The following is a 3,388-nucleotide window of genomic DNA, read 5'->3' on the forward strand; positions in this document are numbered from 1 at the left end:
CTCCCTAACCCTCTCCCGCAAGCGGGCAGAGGGAAATGGTGTGCGGTCTGCTCCCCTCTCCCGCTTGCGGGAGAGGGGCTGGGGGTGAGGGCGGCGGCAGACGCACATCTTAAAACCCTCTCCCTAACCCTCTCCCGCAAGCGGGCAGAGGGAATTGAATCGTGTGCGGTCTGCTCCCCTCGCCCGCTAGCGGGAGAGGGGCTGGGGGTGAGGGCCGGGCCAAACGCCGTCAACCGGCCCTAGCAGAGGTTTGATATACAATGCCGCCCCTTACCCCGGTCACAGCCCAAGCAGTAGGAGACAGTGGTGGAGCAAGAAGCCTGGCAAATCCTGATTGTGGAAGACGATGAACGTCTGGCCGAACTGACGCGCGAGTACCTGGAAAGCAATGGCTTGAAGGTGGCCATCGAGTCGGACGGCGGCAAAGCTGCGGCGCGTATTCTGCGTGATCAGCCCGACCTGGTGGTGCTCGATCTGATGCTGCCCGGCGAAGACGGCCTGTCGATTTGCCGCAAGGTACGCGGTAGCTACCACGGCCCGATCCTGATGCTCACCGCCCGCAGTGACGATATGGACCAAGTGCTCGGCCTGGAAATGGGCGCCGACGATTACGTGTGCAAACCCGTGCGTCCACGCGTGTTGTTGGCGCGTATCCGTGCCTTGCTGCGCCGCAGTGAAGGCGTAAGCGAGGCGGTACCGGTGGATCAACGTCGGCTGCAATACGGCGTGCTGGTGATCGACAGCGCCATGCGCGAGGCCTGGCTGCGTGAGCAGAGCATTGAGCTGACCAGCGCCGAATTCGATTTGCTTTGGTTGCTGGCGTCCAATGCCGGGCGCATTTTGTCCCGCGAAGAAATTTTCACCGCCTTGCGTGGCATTGAGTACGACGGCCTCGACCGTTCCATTGATGTGCGTATTTCCCGTATCCGCCCGAAAATCGGTGACGACCCCATGCACCCGCGCTTGATCAAAACCGTGCGCAGCAAGGGCTATCTGTTTGTCGCCGAAGCGGCCGAAGCCTTGGCCCACTGAAACGCTCCTATATATAGAGGCCACGGATGAACTCGATTTTTCTGCGCATCTATGGCGGCATGCTGGCGGCCTTTGTGCTGGTGGCGTTGCTCGGCGTGCTCAGCCTGCACCTGCTGAACGAGGTGCGCAGCGACCAATACCGCGAGCGCCTGGCACGCGGCACCTTTAGTTTGATGACCGACAACCTCGCCGCCATGAGCCCGGTAGAACGCCGCCGCGCCGTGGTGGTGTGGGGGCGTTTGCTCGGTATTCCGTTGGCGCTTGAGCCGCTGGCCGATCAGCCGTTGGACAGCCGCGCGCGTAGCCGCTTGCTCGACGGCCAGGTGCTGGTGGAGCAGACCGGCCCGCACGCGGCCAAGGTCTACGGCCTGATGGGCGAGCAGGGGCAGCTGGTGTTGGTCGGCGAGGTGCAGCAAATCAGCGAGCAACTGGCCCGGGCCACGGTGTACCTGCTGATTGACGAGCTGATTCGCTATCCGATTGCCGAACAACCGCAACGTCTGGCCAACCTCAAGGCCGCCAAGGAATTCGGCTTTAACCTGCGCCTGGTCAAACCCGAACAAGCCGAACTCGACGCCGACCAACGCCGGCGTATTGATGAGGGCGACACGGTAATGGCCTTGGGCAAAGAGGGCGATTCCATCCATGTGTTTTCCGGCGTCACCGGCACGCCGTGGGTGTTGGAAATTGGCCCGCTGTACCAGATGAACCCCTATCCGCCGCAGCTGTTGGTGTTGATTGGCGCCATTGCCCTGAGCCTGATCGGCCTGATTGTTTATCTGCTGGTGCGGCAGTTGGAACAGCGCCTGCTTGGCCTGGAAGAAACCGCCACGCGCATTGCCTTGGGCAAACTGGAATCGCGGGTGCCGGCCGGTGGTGCCGATTCGGTGGGGCGCTTGGCCGCGGCGTTTAACGCCATGGCCGAACACCTGCAACGCTCGCTGACCATTCAGCGCGAGATGGTCCGCGCCGTGTCCCACGAACTGCGCACGCCGGTGGCGCGCCTGCGCTTTGGCCTGGAAATGATCGGCGACGCGCAAACCGACACCGCGCGGCGCAAGTATATGGATGGCATGGACGGCGATATCCAAGACCTGGATAAGCTGGTCGACGAAATGCTCACCTACGCCCGCCTGGAACAAGGCGCGCCGGCACTGAACTTTCAACCGATTGATCTCGACACCTTGCTCGACCAAGTGATCGACGAACTGGCGCCGCTGCGCCCTGGCGTACGGGTTGAACGCGGCCCAAGCATTCACGCTATCGACGGCAGCGGCGCGCTGGTGGAAGCCGAATGGCGCTACTTGCACCGCGCCCTGCAAAACCTGGTGAGCAACGCCATGCGCCATGCCGAATCGCGGGTGCGCTTGAGCTACCAAGTCGGGCTGAAACGCTGCCGCCTGGATGTGGAAGATGACGGCCCGGGCATTCCCGAAGCCGAGTGGGAGCGCCTGTTTACCCCATTTCTGCGCCTGGACGACAGCCGCACCCGAGCCTCGGGCGGGCATGGCCTGGGGCTTTCCATTGTGCGGCGGATTATTTACTGGCACGGCGGGCGGGCGCAGATCAGCCGCAGTGAAGCCCTCGGTGGCGCCTGCTTTAGCCTGGTTTGGCCGCGTAAACAATGAACCTCAGCGAGCGTTTATTCGCCGGGCGCTTAGCCGAGTTTGCGCCGACCTTGGCGCAGGCTTCGGGGTTAAGCCTGCGGGAGTTTCTACAACCTGACGGGTTGCAACTGCGCTTGCGGGCGATCTATGGCGACGACTTGTTTGCCACGCAGCGCGAGGTGTTGGTCTCGCAGTATTTCAAGTACTACGTGATGGCTCTTCTGCCGCCTGTGCTAGTGGCGACCCTGGTGCACGGTTGGCGCTTGCCCTTGGATAACCTGCGCGTAGTGCTGGACGCGCGCGGCTTGCCGGCGGCCATTGCGCTAACCGGGGAGGGCGAGCCGGGCACCGTGAATAAATGCTTCGCCGACCTACTCGACCGGCACCTGCCGCCCGTTATCCAAACCCTGGCCGACTATGGCCCCGTGGCAGCGGCCGTGCTCTGGGGCAGTGTGGGCGACTACTATGAAAGCACCCTGCAAACGCTCGGCGCGCTTACCGACGCCGACCTAAGCGCCGGCTTTGAACGCCTGCGCGACCCCACCAGCCCGCTATACGCCGCCATCCGCTACAACCCACAGCGCCAACGCCGCACCTGCTGCCTGGCCCACCACGTAGACGGTATCGGGCATTGCCAACATTGCCCGCTTTTATAGACGTGAGATCGCCATGGTGCGCACAGCACACCCTCCGGGTCGTGTTTATTTAACGTTGGGTGAAGGCCTGCACGGGCTCTGTAGGGTGTGCTG

Annotated in this window: 3 protein-coding genes; all 3 read left to right on the plus strand. The window is 62.9% G+C overall.

All coding sequences use genetic code 11. From position 1 onward, the window contains the following. The first annotated feature begins 306 nt into the window (after positions 1 to 306). From AAAB16_RS07945 to fhuF, 3 genes are read left to right on the plus strand one after another with little or no spacing between them, the layout of a single operon-like run. Positions 307 to 1,032 carry a response regulator gene (locus AAAB16_RS07945; RefSeq protein ID WP_340662862.1) on the plus strand — a complete coding sequence of 242 codons (726 nt, stop codon included), beginning with the start codon at positions 307 to 309 and terminating at the stop codon, positions 1,030 to 1,032. Positions 1,033 to 1,058: 26 nt separating this feature from the next. After that, positions 1,059 to 2,660: an ATP-binding protein gene (locus AAAB16_RS07950; protein WP_340662863.1), complete on the plus strand. Its 1,602-nt coding sequence runs from the start codon at positions 1,059 to 1,061 to the stop codon at positions 2,658 to 2,660. Next, the gene (fhuF, locus tag AAAB16_RS07955) at positions 2,657 to 3,295 is read left to right on the plus strand and encodes a siderophore-iron reductase FhuF (RefSeq protein WP_340662864.1); all 639 of its coding nucleotides are present in this window, start codon (positions 2,657 to 2,659) and stop codon (positions 3,293 to 3,295) included. Before AAAB16_RS07950 ends, fhuF begins: the two co-directional genes overlap by 4 nt. The last annotated feature ends 93 nt before the right edge of the window (positions 3,296 to 3,388 follow it).

Origin of the sequence: Pseudomonas sp. (assembly GCF_037994325.1) — a bacterium.
Classification (GTDB): domain Bacteria; phylum Pseudomonadota; class Gammaproteobacteria; order Pseudomonadales; family Pseudomonadaceae; genus Aquipseudomonas.